The sequence below is a fragment of the Micromonospora orduensis genome, assembly GCF_006228125.1.
GTDB classification, from domain to species: Bacteria; Actinomycetota; Actinomycetes; order Mycobacteriales; family Micromonosporaceae; genus Micromonospora; species Micromonospora orduensis.
This window is the reverse complement of sequence record NZ_VDFY01000220.1, coordinates 1-13,377: the sequence shown is the minus strand read 5'-3', so window position 1 is coordinate 13,377 and position 13,377 is coordinate 1. Positions and strand designations below refer to the sequence as shown.

At 73.4% G+C, this 13,377-nt stretch carries 12 protein-coding genes; 8 read left to right on the top strand and 4 right to left on the bottom strand.

From position 1 onward, the window contains the following. Together FHG89_RS25140 and FHG89_RS25135 are read right to left on the bottom strand one after the other, a co-directional pair. On the bottom strand, positions 1-838 hold an 838-nt coding region (locus tag FHG89_RS25140), incomplete at its 3' end, for a DUF5667 domain-containing protein (RefSeq protein ID WP_139586884.1). 289 nt (positions 839-1,127) lie between these two features. Then, entirely contained in the window at positions 1,128-2,084 is a 957-nt protein-coding gene (locus FHG89_RS25135; RefSeq protein ID WP_139586883.1) for an ECF subfamily RNA polymerase sigma factor, BldN family, read from the bottom strand. Between the two features lie 574 nt (positions 2,085-2,658). On the opposite strand from FHG89_RS25135, the gene FHG89_RS25130 reads away from it, so the two are divergent. From FHG89_RS25130 to FHG89_RS25120, 3 genes are read left to right on the top strand one after another with little or no spacing between them, the layout of a single operon-like run. Next, positions 2,659-4,284 (top strand): AMP-binding protein, encoded by a 1,626-nt coding sequence (locus tag FHG89_RS25130; RefSeq protein ID WP_208761102.1) that lies wholly within the window; start codon positions 2,659-2,661, stop codon positions 4,282-4,284. Continuing rightward, on the top strand, positions 4,274-4,528 hold the full coding sequence (locus FHG89_RS25125) for a glutaredoxin family protein (RefSeq protein WP_139586881.1): 255 nt from the start codon (positions 4,274-4,276) through the stop codon (positions 4,526-4,528). The genes FHG89_RS25130 and FHG89_RS25125 overlap by 11 nt, the downstream gene beginning before the upstream one ends. 20 nt (positions 4,529-4,548) lie before the next feature. Next, the gene (locus tag FHG89_RS25120; RefSeq protein ID WP_139586880.1) at positions 4,549-5,214 is read left to right on the top strand and encodes an HAD family hydrolase; all 666 of its coding nucleotides are present in this window, start codon (positions 4,549-4,551) and stop codon (positions 5,212-5,214) included. Here FHG89_RS25120 and FHG89_RS25115 read toward each other — a convergent pair. Then, positions 5,195-5,848 carry a response regulator transcription factor gene (locus tag FHG89_RS25115; protein ID WP_139586879.1) on the bottom strand — a complete coding sequence of 218 codons (654 nt, stop codon included), beginning with the start codon at positions 5,846-5,848 and terminating at the stop codon, positions 5,195-5,197. The genes FHG89_RS25120 and FHG89_RS25115 overlap by 20 nt on opposite strands. A 58-nt stretch (positions 5,849-5,906) precedes the next feature. After that, a complete protein-coding gene (locus tag FHG89_RS25110) occupies positions 5,907-7,208 on the bottom strand; it encodes a sensor histidine kinase (RefSeq protein WP_139586878.1) in 1,302 nt (433 codons plus the stop codon). A 369-nt stretch (positions 7,209-7,577) separates the two neighbouring features. On the opposite strand from FHG89_RS25110, the gene FHG89_RS25105 reads away from it, so the two are divergent. From FHG89_RS25105 to hemB, 5 genes are read left to right on the top strand one after another with little or no spacing between them, the layout of a single operon-like run. Continuing rightward, positions 7,578-8,315, top strand: coding sequence for a redox-sensing transcriptional repressor Rex (locus FHG89_RS25105; protein WP_139586877.1), 738 nt, complete (start codon positions 7,578-7,580; stop codon positions 8,313-8,315). After that, on the top strand, positions 8,312-9,709 hold the full coding sequence (locus FHG89_RS25100; protein ID WP_139586876.1) for a glutamyl-tRNA reductase: 1,398 nt from the start codon (positions 8,312-8,314) through the stop codon (positions 9,707-9,709). The genes FHG89_RS25105 and FHG89_RS25100 overlap by 4 nt, the downstream gene beginning before the upstream one ends. Then, entirely contained in the window at positions 9,706-10,674 is a 969-nt protein-coding gene (gene hemC / locus FHG89_RS25095; RefSeq protein WP_139586875.1) for a hydroxymethylbilane synthase, read from the top strand. Before FHG89_RS25100 ends, hemC begins: the two co-directional genes overlap by 4 nt. Continuing rightward, on the top strand, positions 10,671-12,251 hold the full coding sequence (locus tag FHG89_RS25090; RefSeq protein WP_139586874.1) for a bifunctional uroporphyrinogen-III C-methyltransferase/uroporphyrinogen-III synthase: 1,581 nt from the start codon (positions 10,671-10,673) through the stop codon (positions 12,249-12,251). The genes hemC and FHG89_RS25090 overlap by 4 nt, the downstream gene beginning before the upstream one ends. A 20-nt stretch (positions 12,252-12,271) precedes the next feature. Continuing rightward, entirely contained in the window at positions 12,272-13,255 is a 984-nt protein-coding gene (gene hemB, locus FHG89_RS25085; protein ID WP_139586873.1) for a porphobilinogen synthase, read from the top strand. Positions 13,256-13,377 lie beyond the last annotated feature (122 nt).

The following is a 13,377-nucleotide window of genomic DNA, read 5'->3' as shown; positions in this document are numbered from 1 at the left end:
TCGGGAAGCCGAAGTCGCTGGGCAGCCCGCAGGCGATCGAGGCGCGCAGCGCGTTCGAGCGCTCCCGGATGCTGTCCAGCAGCGCCAGCGACTGGCGGGTCCGCTCCCGGTCGGCCCGGTTGGCCCCGTCGAGCAGGTTCGTCACCGCCCGGCGCTGGCCGGTGACGAAGGTGTTGACGGTGTCCAGGCTGCCCGGCTCGGCCCGCTGCACGGCCGCCGAGGTCAGCAGACGGACACCCTGCCGGGTGTCGGCGTCCATGTCGTCGAGGATCGTGCGGTAGCCGATCCGGTCACCGCGGAGCTTGGCGGCCTCACCCAGCCGGGTGCGGGCGAAGTCCAGGAAGAGCTGGCCGCGGCTGATGTCCGAGCTGGCCAGGGCGAGCTGGGCCCGTTCGGTCGAGCGCTTCATGCCGTACAGCGCGTCACCGGGGACGGCGTCCTCGCTGGCGGCTGAGATGCCGGAGACGGCGATGGCCCCGGCGGCGACGCCGACCAGGATCGCGGCGCGGGCCCGGGCCCGCCGGGCGGTGACCGCCGGGAGCAGCGGCCCACGGGCGATGCTGGCGGGACGCACGCTGGCCGCCTCGGTGGCCGTCGGGGCGTTGCCCAACCCGTCCCGCTCGGCCGTGGCGAGCAGCATCGCTCGCAGGCCGGTGCGGAACTCGGGGTCCACCTCGATCGCCGGGGGGTCGACGCTGAGCCGTTGGCCCACCGCGACGAGCGGCGCGAGCTGACCGTCCACCCGGGACCGGACGTGGTGCCGCCGGGCGCCGTTGGCCTCGTCGAGAAGCTGCGCGAAGCGCTCGGCGCGCCGGCGGGAGAAGAGGGTGTTGTCCACCGCAGGCACCTCCTCTCGCTGGTCACGGCCGGTCGGCCGCCGTCGTTGCCAGCGACCGGGCGGCAGTGTGACACCACGGAGGTGAGGTGCCGCCGGCGTGCCGGTCGGACCTCGGAGACCCGGGCCTGCCGGGCAACCACCGGTCGCACCCGGAGAAACGCGGCGGACCGGGCACGGGTTACGGGCCTTGCGGAGCGAAAATCACAGAAAGTGATTGTCGTCACCCGGCGGGACCGACCCTGAGCTGCCCGGATGCCGATCGACATCCATCGTTCCCGCCGACCGCGGATTACGGCTGGAAGCCGTCGGGGAGCAGTCGGGCCAGCGCCCGGACGGCCCGGTACTGGAGGGCCTTGATGGCCCCCTCGTTCTTGCCCATGGCACGGGCCGTCTCGGCCACCGAGAACCCCTGGAGGAAGCGGAGCACGATGCACTCCTGCTGCTCCGGATTCAACTGCTTGACGGCGGTCAGCAGGGCGACGTTCGTGATGTGCTCGACCACCGCCGCCTCCGGGCTGCCCTCCGGGCCCCGGTCCTCCCGGTCGGCGTCGAGGACGTCGCCGGTGGTGACCTCCAGCCGGTACCGCCCGGACTTGAAGTGGTCCGCGACCAGGTTGCGGGCGATGGTCACCAGCCAGGCGCCCAGGTCGCGGCCCTGCCAGGTGAAGCTGCCGATCCGCTTGAGCGCGCGCAGGAACGTGTCCGAGGTGAGGTCCTCGGCGAGCTGCCGGTTGCCGACCCGGAAGTAGACGAACCGGAACACGGTGTCCACGTACCGGTCGTAGATCAGACCGAACGCCTCGGACTCGCCGGCCTGGGCCCGCTCGATGAGCGTCCAGACCTCGGTGGCCGGGTCGGACGGGTCCGGCCGGCTCGGGAAGCCGGTAGGCGTGGTGGTGGTGCTGGCCGGCACCGCCGGAATCACCGCCGTCTCACCGGCCGCCGGATCAGTGGTCGCCGTCGGCGTGTCGCCTACCCGACGACCCTGCGTCGGCATGGTCGGCCGGGCGGGTACGGCGACCCGACCGCCGGCGGGCTTCGTGTTGCCGCCCGGCACCGCCGGCCGTGGCGGTGGCTCGTTGTGATGTGGCCGGCTGCGGGTCCGTTGCGCCGCGCCGTCGCCGCGCGCGGCGTTGCCGTGCGAGTCGTCCACGGGAGCGCGGGCCGCCGGCCGCTCGTTGACCGGGGAGCGGGTCGGCTGACCGGTCAGGCCGACCGGGCGTTCCGCGTAACCGAAGGTGGTCACCGTGTCGCCCCCGTCCCGGTGGTGGCCGGACGGGCCGGTCTGCGGGTCGTCGGGATCGACCGACCGGGCTTGCGGTCGGGCAGGACGGTTCCGGGGTGTGCCGACGGGCGGCAGTACCCCTTGAGGTGCTGGTCCAATGCGCTCACAGGCACGGGGGCCTCCTCGGGCTGAGGGGTGTCGACTCACGGCAAATGGGGTGAGCCGACCCGAGTGATGATAGGGCCAACGTCACCCGCGCGTGGCAAGTCCGTTACACAGGGCGGAAGTATTTCCCGCTCCGTCGCACCGGCGGCGGACCGGTTGTCCGTCGTGTGCGATTGACTTTCCTCCGGCGCGGTGATCCAGCATGGATCCCCTGGTCGGGGGTCCATGTCCGTTCGGTCAGCCGCCGCGCCGGGTGGTCGCCGTACGCCCGGCCGAACCGCCGTACGACGGCGTCGCCCGTCCCATCGGCAGGACCCGATCGGATCGTCGGTGGCACAGTGGCCAGTCCCGCCGACGGGACTTGCGAGGCGTGCCGGCCCCGTCCGTCGGGCGTGGCCTGTCGCCGTCCGCTGTGCCAGACTCGACCACCGTGCAGGACGCAGCGGAGAACCCCGCGCCGAACCTCGCCGACCGGGTCCACCGGGCGGCTCTCGACCACGGTGACCGGCCCGCGCTGCACTGGCGCGAGCAGAGCATCACCTGGTCCGACCTGGACGCCGCGGTCGACGCCGTCGCGCGCGGCCTGACCGCCGTCGCGCCGCACACCGCCCCCGGCGACACGCCGCCGCGCGTCGCGATCGCGCTGCCCAACACCCCCGACTTCGTGACCGGCCTGCTCGGCGCCCTGCGCGCCGGCCTGGTCGCCGTGCCGGTCAACCCCGGCCTCACCGCCCCGGAACTGCGGCACGTGCTGGCCGACTCCGCCACGTCGGTGCTGATCGGCACCGACCGCGTACGGGCCCTGGTCGCCGAAGTGTCCGCCGAACTGCCCGCGCTCACCGCCGTGCACGGCGCACCGCCCCAACCGGTCGCCGACGGGCCGGCGCCGCGCCCGCGCCGGGGCGGTGACGACCTGGCCGTACTTCTCTACACCTCCGGCACCGAGGGGCACCCCAAGGGAGCGATGCTCCCGCACCGGGCACTGCTGGCCAACCACGAGCAGGTCGGCCGGATCGAACCGCCGGTCGTCGGCCCGACGGACACCGTCCTGCTCGCGCTGCCGCTGTTCCACGCGTACGGGCTCAACTCCGGGCTCGGCGCGGTCGTCCACCATGGCGCGACAGGTGTGCTGCTCGACGAGCTGGGACCGACCGCCGGGCTCGACGAGATCGCCAGGCACCGGGTCAGCGTGCTGGTCGGCGTACCGTCGATGTTCCTGGCCTGGGCCGACGCCGCCGCCCGCGCGGCCACCGCCTCCGTGCGGGTCGCGGTCTGCGGCGCGGCGCCCCTGGATCCGGCCGTCGCGGCGCGCTTCACCGAGACCACCGGCCACCCGGTGCACATCGGGTACGGACTCACCGAAACCGCGCCGGTGCTCACCTCCACCCTGGTCGGTGGGGTCGCCAAGGCCGGCTCGATCGGCCGACCGCTGCCCGGCGTACGGCTGCGCCTGGTCGACCCGGACGGCGCCGACCTGTGGCGCGACGGCGTGGCCGTGCCCGACGACGACCCGGATGAGCTGGACATCTCCGACGTGACGCCGGGCACCGACCCGGGTCAGATCGTGGTGGCCGGCCCCAACCTGTTCACCGGCTACTGGCCGGACGGACGCGACGGCCCGGACGCCGACGGCTGGTGGGGCACCGGCGACGTCGCGTACGCCGACGAGGACGGCGACCTGTTCCTCGTCGACCGGCTCGGCGAGCTGATCCTGGTCAACGGGTTCAACGTCTATCCGCACGAGGTCGAGCTGGTGCTCGCCGGGCACCCCGGGGTGGCCGAGTCGGCGGTACTGGGTGTGCCGCACCCACGGACCGGCGAGACTGTTCGGGCGTACGTGGTGCCGGCGCGGGGACGACCGGTGACCGGCGAGGAGCTGCTCGCCCACTGCGCGCGCAACCTGGCCCGGTTCAAGTGCCCGACCACCGTCGAGTTCGTCGACGCGCTGCCCCACTCGGCGATCGGCAAGGTACGCAAGACGCAACTCCGGTCGGCGACGCCGGCCGGCCAGCCGGCGAACGCCGACACCCGCACGGAGGTAACCGATGTCCACTGACGCCCGGCTCGCACTGATCACCCGGCCCGGTTGCCACCTGTGCGACGACGCCAAGGCGGCCCTCGACCGCGTGGTGGCGGTCACCGGCGACAAGTGGGTCGAGTGGGACGTGACCGACGACGTGGAGCTGGAGCGCGAGTACGGCGACCGGCTGCCGGTGGTGATGCTCGACGGCAAGGAGCACGGCTACTGGCGGGTCGAGGAGGAGCGGCTGCTGCGGGACCTGACCACGCCGCAGCTCTGAGCGCTGCCTAAGGTGCTCTGATGACCCCCGCGCGCCCCCACCTGGTGTGGGACTGGAACGGCACCCTGCTCAACGACCTCAGCCTGGTGGTGGCCTCCACAAACGTCGCGTTCGCCAGTGTCGGTGGCCCGGCGGTCACCCCCGACGAGCACCGCGTGCGGTTCCGTCGGCCGATCGCCGACTACTACGCCGAGGTGCTCGGCGAGGCCGTGGACGACGAGGCGTTCGCCCGGCTGGACCGGATCTTCCACGACGCGTACCGCAACGGGTTGACCACCTGCGAGCTGGCCGCCGACGCGCGGACCGCGATGGCGGCGTGGCCCGGCAGCCAGAGCCTGCTCTCCATGTGGTTCCACGAGGAGCTGGTGCCCACCGTGCACACCTTCGGGTTGACCAGCCACTTCACCCGGGTCGACGGGCTGCGGGCCGCGGTCGGCGGAGACCGCAAGGCCGAGTCGCTCCAGGCGCACCTCGCCGAGCTGGGCGTCAACGGCGGCGACGTGGTGCTGATCGGCGACTCCATCGACGACGCTGACGCGGCGCTCGCGGTCGGCGGCCGGGCGGTGCTTTACACCGGCGGGTTCACCGATCCGGCCCGGCTGCGCGACTCCGGCCACCCGGTGGCTGACACCCTCACCGAGGCGGTGGCCCTGGCCGGGCGGGAGGTCAGCTCCGCAGGTAGGTGAGGACGGCAAGCACCCGTCGGTGCTGTTCGGTGTCCGGTGGGAGCGTGAGCTTGGTGAAGATGTTGCGGACGTGCTTCTCCACCGCGCCGTCGCTGACCACCAGGGCGCGGGCGATGGCCGTGTTCGAGCGCCCCTCGGCCATCAGGGCCAGCACCTCCCGCTCGCGCGGGGTCAGCTCGCGCAGCGGCTCGTCGCGGCGGCGTCGCGCGAAGAGCTGACCGACCACCTCCGGGTCGAGCACCGTGCCGCCGGCCGCCACCCGCCGCAGCGCGTCGAGGAACTCGTCGATCGCGGCCACCCGGTCCTTCAGCAGGTAGCCGATGCCGCCGCCGGCGCCGCCGGTGGTGGCCAGCAGATCATCGGCGTACGACACCTCGACGTACTGGGAGAGCACCAGGATCGGCGTACGCGGCACCAGCCGCCGCGCCTCGACCGCCGCCCGCAGCCCCTCGTCGGTGTGTGTCGGGGGCATCCGCACGTCGACGATCGACACGTCCGGCTGGTGCTCCACCACCGCCTCGACGAGAGCGTCGCCGTCCCCGACGGCGGCCACCACCTGGTGTCCACTCTCGGTCAGCAGCCGCACCAGCCCCTCCCGGAGCAGGACGGCGTCGTCGGCGATCACGATGCGCATGGCTGTGTTGTCTACCACGTCCGGACCGCCGGGTCGGCTCGGCGCGGCGTCCGCCGGCTCACAGGGGAAGCTCGGCGCGGATCTCGGTCGGGCCACCGGCCGGGCTGTCCACCGCCAGTTCGCCGCCGGCCGCCCGCACCCGGTCGGCGATGCCGGCCAGCCCGTGCCCCTTGGCCAGGTGCGCGCCGCCCTGCCCGTCGTCGCCCACCCGCACCTGCAGGTGGGCGCCCTGCCGGGCCACCGCGACCAGGGCCTCGGTGGCCCTGCTGTGCTTGGCGATGTTGGTGAGCGCCTCGGCCACCACGAAGTAGGCGGTGTTCTCCACCGCCGGGTCGAGCCGGCCGCCCGGCGTGCCGAGCTGCGGATCCACCTGAAGTTCGATGGGGATCAGCCCTCGACCGGCGAGGGCGGCCAGGGCGCTGGGCAGGCCCCGGTCGACCAGGATGGGCGGGGCGATCCCCCGGGACAGCGCCCGCAGCTCGGCAAGCGTGTCCCTGGTCTGGGTGACCGCCTCGTCGATGGTCCGGCCGGCCGCCTCCGGGTCGGTGGCGAGCTGCATCCGGGCCCGGCTCAGGTCCATCGCCAGGCGGACCAGGCGCTGCTGGGGGCCGTCGTGGATGTCGCGTTCCAGCCGGCGCAGCGCGGACGCCTCGGCGGAGACGGCGGCCCGCTTCTGCTCCTCCAGCACCGTGATCCGGTCCCGCATCTCGGCCACCCCGGTCAGCATGGCCTTGGCGAAGCTGGCCTGGAGCAGCGCGCAGCCCCGGATCACGATCGGCAGCGTGATCAGGAAGAACACACCGATCGCGGTGTTCAGGCCGATCCGGGCGGTGGTCGAGTCGCCCAGCCCGAGCAGTTGCGCCAGATCCTGGTCACCCTCGCCGTCGGCCCGGGGCAGCGCCCAGTCGTACGCCCAGTAGAACGAGCCGGTGACCGCCGCGGCCCACCAGGACAGGGCCACCACGAACGTGAGCGCCGCCACGATCAGCCGCAGCACGCCGTGTGCCAGGTCGAGCCAGGACTGGGCGTCGCGCATCGGCACGAAGATCCGCCGCCAGGCGTTCGCCCCCGCCTCGGCCAGTCGGTAGTGCGGTCGGATCCGCGGCTGTCGCAGCACCGCGGGCAGCCGCAGACGCTCGATGTCGGCCAGCCCACGGGCGGCGTACAGGGTGCCGCTGAGGATCGGCAGGCCGATCACCGTGACCACCAGTCCCACGCCGACCACGAGCCCCACGACGAGGACGACGAAGCTGGCCACCGCTAGGGGCAGGCCGAGCAGCACGTACCCGGAGTCGACGAAGAGCTGGCGGGGGATGCTCGGTGCCAGCGTCGGTTGATCACTGGCGGCAACGGCGGTCATGCCCAAAGGCTAGGCATCTGGGCCGCGCGTCCCCATCCCGAAGTCCCGCCCTTCTCCCGTAGTGCTGTCCCTACCCCAGCGGGACATACTGCCGGGGCGCAACGCGGGATTGGTCAGAGAAGTCGGGATTGAGCAATAATCGCCCAGGCGACGCGGGCTCGCGGAGCGCTAAATCGATCTTGTGGAATGGAGGTGCTGGTGGAGTCGCGGCGCGCAGCGGCAAGATCGCGATTTGTGCACGTCTTCACAAGCGCCTACGCTGTGATTCCGACGCGCCCTGCTAGCACAGCCGGCAATCTCGGTCGCCAGCGGGAGTCCATAAGCGGCCGACCAGCGGAGTTGGCCGAGGATCGCACCGCACGGAGTCTCATGAGTCAGCACCGTCACCCAGGCGCGCCCGGCCGTGCCGGTGCCGTACCCGCGCTCCCGGACCTGCCCGAGGCGACCGTCGCGCGGCTCCCCGAATACCTACGTGCGCTGCACAACCTCGCCGACAGCGGGCACGAGACCGTCTCCAGCGAGGGCCTGTCCGCCGCCGCCGGAGTCAACTCCGCCAAGCTCCGCAAGGACCTCTCCCACCTCGGCTCGTACGGCACCCGGGGCGTCGGCTACGACGTCGCCCTGCTGATCGAACAGATCGAGTACGTGCTCGGGCTCACCCAGCGCAGGGCTGTCGCCCTGGTCGGCGTGGGTAACCTCGGTCACGCCCTGGCCGGCTACGACGGCTTCGCCAGCCGGGGTTTCCGGATCGCCGCACTGCTCGACGCCGACCCCTCCCGGGTCGGTGAGGAGATCAACGGCCTGGTCGTCCGGCATGTCGACGAACTGCCGGTGATCGCCGTACAGGAGTCCATCGCGATCGGTGTGATCGCCACCCCGGCCGCCGCCGCCCAGCGCGTCGCCGACCAACTGGTCGCGGTCGGCGTGACGAGCATCCTCAACTTCGCGCCGTGCGTACTCTCGGTGCCGGAGGGGGTCGACGTGCGCAAGGTCGACCTCGCCATCGAGCTGCAGATCCTGTCCTTCCACGAGCACCGCAAGGCCTCGCTCACCGCCCTGCCCGGCGGGCTCGCGGCCACCGAGACCCAGGAGGCGATCGGCACGTGAAACTGCTCGTCGTCGGCGCGTCCTACCGGACCGCCCCGGTCGCCACGCTGGAGCAGCTGGCCGTGCCCCCCGCCGACCTCACCCGCACACTGGACCGCCTGGTCGCTCAGCCGTACGTGAGCGAGGCGGTGCTCGTCTCCACCTGCAACCGGGTGGAGGTCTACGCCGCCGTGTCCGGTTTCCACGGCGGGCTCGGTGACATCTGCGCTGTCCTGGCCGAGCAGGCCGGCTGCCCGCCGGCGGCCCTCGCCAGTCACCTGTACGTGCACTACGACACCGCCGCCGTGGACCACGTCTTCCGGGTCGCCACCGGCCTGGACTCGATGGTCGTGGGCGAGGCGCAGATCCTCGGCCAGTTGCGTGACGCGTACCACTGGGCCACCGGTGCCGACTCGGCCGGCCGCCTGCTGCACGAGCTGATGCAGCAGTCGCTGCGGGTGGGCAAGCGCGCCCACGCCGAGACCGGCATCGACCGGGCCGGCCAGAGCGTCGTCACCGCCGCGCTGGAACTGGCCGCCGGGTACCTCGACGGCGACCTCGCGGGCCGGCCGGCCCTGGTGGTCGGCGCCGGCGCGATGGGCTCGCTCGGTGTGGCCACGCTCTCCCGCCTGGGCGCGGGGCCGCTCACCGTCACCAACCGGGGCGCCGACCGGGCCCTGCGGCTCGCCGAGTCGTACGGGGCGGGCGCCGCGCCGATGACCGAGCTGACCGACACCCTCTCCACAGTGGACATCGTAGTGGCCGCCACCGCCTCCACCGAACCGGTCCTCACCCGGTCGGTGGTCGGCGCGGCGCTCGCCGAGCGGGCCCCGGCCCGGGGCCCGCTGGTCCTGCTCGACCTGGCCGTCCCGCGGGACGTCGAGGAGGGCGTCGCCGACCTGCCCGGTGTCGAGGTGATCGACATCGGCCGCATGGCGGCGCTGCTCGCCGACGGTCCCGCCGCCGCGGACGCCGCAGCCGTCGAGCGGATCGTGCTCGGCGAGGTGGAGAGCTTCCTCACCTGGCTGCGCGGCGCCGACGTGGCTCCCACCGTGGCCGCGCTGCGTGGCCGGGCCGACGACGTGGTCACCGCCGAGCTGCGCCGGCTCGCCCAGCGCCGCCCCGACCTCGACGACGACCTGCGCGCCGAGGTCGCCCGTACGGTGCACCGGGTCGTGCAGCGGCTCCTGCACCAGCCCACCGTGAAGGTCCGCCAGTTGGCCGCCGAGCCGGGCGGCGACCAGTACGCCGCCCTGCTGCGCGAGCTGTTCGACCTCCAGGTGCCGCAGACCTCACCGGTGGACACCGTCCCCGAGGTGCTGTCCCCCGACCTGGGCGCCGTGTTCGCCGGCACCGACCCGGTGCTCGCTACGGACTCCGCCGACCAGATCCCGCCCACCGGAGGTGCACGTTGACCGCCCCCCTGCGCCTCGGCACCCGGGGCAGCGCCCTGGCGATGGCCCAGTCCGGCCATGTCGCCGAGGCGTTGACCGCCGCCACCGGCCGACCGGTCGAGCTCGTCGAGGTGGTCACCGCCGGTGACCGTTCCCACGCGCCGGTGCATCGGCTCGGCGTCGGGGTGTTCGTCTCCGCGCTGCGCGACGCGCTTACCGCACGGACGATCGACTTCGCCGTGCACTCCTATAAGGATCTGCCCACGGCCGGCGCCGCCGGGCTGCACATCGCGGCCGTGCCGGCCCGACTGGACCCGCGCGACGCGCTGATCGCCCAGGGTGGGCGGACGCTCGCCGAGCTGCCGCCCGGGGCCACCGTGGGCACCGGCGCGCTGCGCCGCATCGCCCAGCTGCACGCCCTCGGGCTGCAACTGGAGGTCACTCCGATCCGCGGCAACATCGACACCCGCCTGGCGCGGGTGCTCGGCCCCGAGGCCGACCTCGACGCGGTCGTGCTGGCCCGGGCCGGACTGGCCCGGATCGGTCGTACCGACGCGATCACCGAGACGCTCGACCCGATGCTCATGCTGCCCGCGCCCGCCCAGGGCGCGCTGGCCGTGGAGTGCCGGGTCGACGATCAGGACCTGGTCGAGCTGCTCGGGACGCTCGACCACGCACCGTCGCGCGCCGCGGTCACCGCGGAGCGCGCGTTGCTGGCAACCCTGGAGGCCGGGTGCAGCGCACCCGTCGCCGCCTATGCGGAACTCGCCGAAGGTGACGCCGGCGATGAGATCTACCTGCGCGGGGCGGTGATCAGTCCGGACGGCACTCGTGACCTTCGGCTGTCCCGCACCGGAACGCCCGCCGACGCGGCGGAGATCGGTAAGGCACTCGCCGCCGAACTCCTCGACCTCGGCGCCGACTCGATCCTCGGCCACGAAGGACACACCGGCCCGGGGACCCAGCAATTTGGGAGCACAGAATGACCCGCACCCGTAAGCCCGTCGGCCGTATCGCGTTCGTCGGGGCTGGCCCCGGCGACCCGGGCCTGCTGACCCGTCGGGCGCACGACGCCCTGGTCGACGCCGACCAGGTGATCTACGACCGGGGAGTCCCCGAGTCGCTGCTCGCCGTCGTCCGCGCCGAGGCCAGAGACGACGCCGAGTTCACCCCGGCCGAAGGCGCGCCGGGGGACGTGGCGAAGGTGCTGATCTCCGCGGCCCGCTCCGGGCTGAACGCGGTGCACCTGGTCGCCGGTGACCCGTTCGGCCACGACTCGGTGGTCAAGGAGGTGCAGGCGGTGGCCCGCACCGCCGCCCACTTCGAGGTGGTGCCGGGCGTCGGCCAGGCCGAGGGCGTCGCCACCTACGCGGGTGTTCCCCTGCCGGGTGTGCGTACCGCCGCCGACGTCGAGGACGTCAGCGCACTGGACTTCGAGGCGCTCGCCGCGGCCGTCGGCCGGGGCTCGCTCGCGCTGGCCGTGGACGCCGGTGATCTCGCCGCCGTCCGGGACGGGCTGCTGGCCGCCGGGGTCGACGGCACGACCGGGGTCGGCGTGACCGGCGACGGCACCGGCGAGACCCAGTACACGACCACGTCGACCGTGGACAGCTTCGTGGCCGCCGCGCTCGGCTTCACCGGCCGGGTGGTGCTCACCGTCGGCGCGGGCGTGGGCCAGCGCGACAAGCTGAGCTGGTGGGAGAACCGCCCGCTGTACGGCTGGAAGGTGCTCGTACCGCGTACCAAGGAGCAGGCCGGCGCGATGAGTGCCCGGCTGCGGGCGTACGGGGCGATCCCGTGCGAGGTGCCGACCATCGCGGTCGAGCCGCCGCGTACCCCGGCGCAGATGGAGCGGGCGGTCAAGGGCCTGGTCGACGGCCGGTACGCCTGGGTGATCTTCACGTCGGTGAACGCGGTCCGCGCGGTCTGGGAGAAGTTCGCCGAGCACGGCCTGGACGCCCGGCACTTCGGCGGCGTCAAGATCGCCTGCATCGGTGAGGCGACGGCGGACGCGGTGCGCGCGTTCGGCATCCAGCCGGAGCTGATCCCCGCCGGGGAGCAGTCCTCCGAGGGGCTGCTGGCCGAGTTCTCGCCGCACGACGAGATCCTCGACCCGGTGGGCCGGGTGCTGCTTCCGCGCGCCGACATCGCCACCGAGACGCTGGCCGCGGGGCTGACCGAGCGCGGCTGGGAGGTCGACGACGTGACCGCGTACCGGACGGTGCGGGCCGCTCCGCCGCCCGCCGAGATCCGCGACGCCATCAAGTCGGGCGGGTTCGATGCGGTGCTCTTCACGTCCAGCTCGACAGTGCGCAATCTGGTAGGTATCGCGGGGAAGCCGCACGCCCGTACCGTTGTTGCCGTGATCGGGCCCAAGACGGCGGAGACCGCGACGGAGTTCGGCCTGCGGGTCGACGTCCAGCCGCCGCACGCCTCGGTGCCCGACCTGGTGGAGGCGCTCGCCGCCTACGCCGTCGAGCTGCGCGAGAAGCTGGCCGCCATGCCGGCGAAGCAGCGCCGCGGCTCGAAGGTGCAGGGCCCGACCGCCCTGCGCTTCCGGTAGTCGTTCGAGGAGGCTCTGCCATGTCGTTCCCCGAGATCCGGCCCCGCCGGCTGCGTCGCAACGCGGCGATCCGCCGGCTGGTGTCCGAGACCCGGGTCGACCCGGCCGAACTGGTCGTGCCGATGTTCGTCAAGGAGGGGCTGACCGAGCCCCGCGCCATCAGCTCGCTCCCGGGGGTGCTCCAGCACTCCCGGGAGTCGCTGCGCAAGGCGGCCGCCGAGGCGGTCCAGGCCGGTGTCGGCGGGATCATGCTGTTCGGCGTGCCGGAGCAGCGGGATCCGACCGGCTCCGGCGGCGTCGACCCGAACGGCATCCTGAACGTCGCCATCCGCGACGTGGTGGCCGAGGTGGGCGACGCCACCGTGGTGATGAGCGACCTGTGCCTGGACGAGTTCACCTCGCATGGGCACTGCGGCGTGCTCACCCCGGACGGCGAGGTCGACAACGACGCGACCCTGGCCGCGTACGCCGAGATGGCGGTGGCCCAGGCCGCCGCCGGGGTCGGCATGGTCGGGCCGTCCGGGATGATGGACGGCCAGGTCGGCGCGGTCCGCCGGGCGCTCGACGCCGCCGGGTACCAGGACGTGGCCGTGCTGGCGTACGCCGCGAAGTACGCCTCGGCGTTCTTCGGCCCGTTCCGGGAGGCGGTGGAGTCGGCGCTGGAGGGCGATCGGCGCACCTACCAGCAGGACCCGGCCAATCTCCGCGAGTCACTGCGCGAGGTGGCGCTCGACGTTGCCGAGGGCGCCGACCTGGTGATGGTCAAGCCGGCGCTGCCGTACCTCGACGTGGTGTCGGCGGTGCGGGCCGCGGTGGATGTGCCGGTCGCTGCCTACCAGGTCTCCGGCGAGTACGCGATGGTCGAGGCGGCCGCCGCGAACGGCTGGATCGACCGGGAGCGGGTGATGCTGGAGACGCTCACCTCGATCAAGCGGGCCGGCGCGCAGATCATCCTCACCTACTGGGCGGTCGAGGCCGCCCAGATCCTGCGCGAGCGTCACTGACCCAGCCCCGATCCCGGCCGCGCCGTCTCCCCACCTGTGGAGGCGACGCGGTAGCGGATGCCTGGACGCACCGCTCGTGGACCCGCCCGTTCGGCAGACCGGCTCGCCGAGAGTAACCACCC

What these genes read in the sequence shown, in the direction of transcription:
- FHG89_RS25115 (WP_139586879.1), bottom strand. Translation starts at nt 5,848, where the DNA reads ATGCGCATCGTGATCGCCGACGACGCCGTCCTGCTCCGGGAGGGGCTG.
- FHG89_RS25110 (WP_139586878.1), bottom strand. Translation starts at nt 7,208, where the DNA reads ATGACCGCCGTTGCCGCCAGTGATCAACCGACGCTGGCACCGAGCATC.
- FHG89_RS25090 (WP_139586874.1), top strand. Translation starts at nt 10,671, where the DNA reads ATGACCCGCACCCGTAAGCCCGTCGGCCGTATCGCGTTCGTCGGGGCT.
- FHG89_RS25125 (WP_139586881.1), top strand. Translation starts at nt 4,274, where the DNA reads ATGTCCACTGACGCCCGGCTCGCACTGATCACCCGGCCCGGTTGCCAC.
- hemB (WP_139586873.1), top strand. Translation starts at nt 12,272, where the DNA reads ATGTCGTTCCCCGAGATCCGGCCCCGCCGGCTGCGTCGCAACGCGGCG.
- FHG89_RS25120 (WP_139586880.1), top strand. Translation starts at nt 4,549, where the DNA reads ATGACCCCCGCGCGCCCCCACCTGGTGTGGGACTGGAACGGCACCCTG.
- FHG89_RS25105 (WP_139586877.1), top strand. Translation starts at nt 7,578, where the DNA reads ATGAGTCAGCACCGTCACCCAGGCGCGCCCGGCCGTGCCGGTGCCGTA.